Origin of the sequence: Burkholderia sp. LK4 (genome assembly GCF_001043615.1) — a bacterium.
In the GTDB taxonomy this organism is placed as follows: domain Bacteria; phylum Pseudomonadota; class Gammaproteobacteria; order Burkholderiales; family Burkholderiaceae; genus Burkholderia; species Burkholderia cepacia.
In genome coordinates this window covers 1-727 of the sequence record NZ_LDUL01000048.1, presented here as the reverse complement: position 1 = coordinate 727, position 727 = coordinate 1, and the positions used below count along the sequence as shown (strand labels likewise).

General features: G+C 65.1%; 1 protein-coding gene. It reads left to right on the top strand.

What is annotated here, in order from left to right; translation table 11 throughout:
* Nucleotides 1–727 (top strand): condensation domain-containing protein (locus VK92_RS24660; protein WP_048026775.1); only part of this gene is annotated, 727 nt, incomplete at both ends.

Here is a 727-nt window from a genome sequence, read left to right as displayed (position 1 = left end):
ACTGCTCAACGTCGAGCAAGTCGGTCGGCACGACAACTTCTTCGATCTCGGTGGCCACTCGCTACTCGCCGTCCAGCTCGTCGAACGCATGCGCGACGCTGGCATCAGTGCCGGTGTGCGCGAAGTGTTCGCCTCACCCAGCCTCGCCGAGCTGGCCGCGGCTACCCGCAGCGCTGCTCCTACCTTTGAAGTACCGCCCAACCTCATCCCCGCCGGCACCGATGCCATCACCCCGGCCATGCTCAACCTCGTCTCGCTCTCGCAGGAGGAGATCGACCGCGTCGTTGCCACCGTGCCCGGCGGAGCCGCCAACATCCAGGACATCTACCCCCTCGTCCCGCTCCAGGAAGGCATCCTCTTCCACCACCTGCTCAGTCAGACCGGCGACACCTACCTCTTGCCCACCACCCTGGCATTCGACTCGCGCGAGCGACTCGACGCCTTGCTCAGCGCCTTGCAGACCGTCATCGACCGTCATGCCATTCTGCGCACCGCCATCTGCTGGGACGGTCTCGAGCGGGCCGTGCAGGTCGTCTACCGTCACGCCTCGCTCCCCGTTCATGAAGTGATGTTGCTGCCCGACGCCGATCCGCTCCGGCAGCTCAAGGCACTGACCGATCCCGACAGCCTGCGGATCGACCTGCAGAAAGCCCCTCTCATGCAGGCCTTCGTCGCTCAGCGACCCGACAACGGTCAGTGGCTGCTTACCCTCATCAAGCACCACATC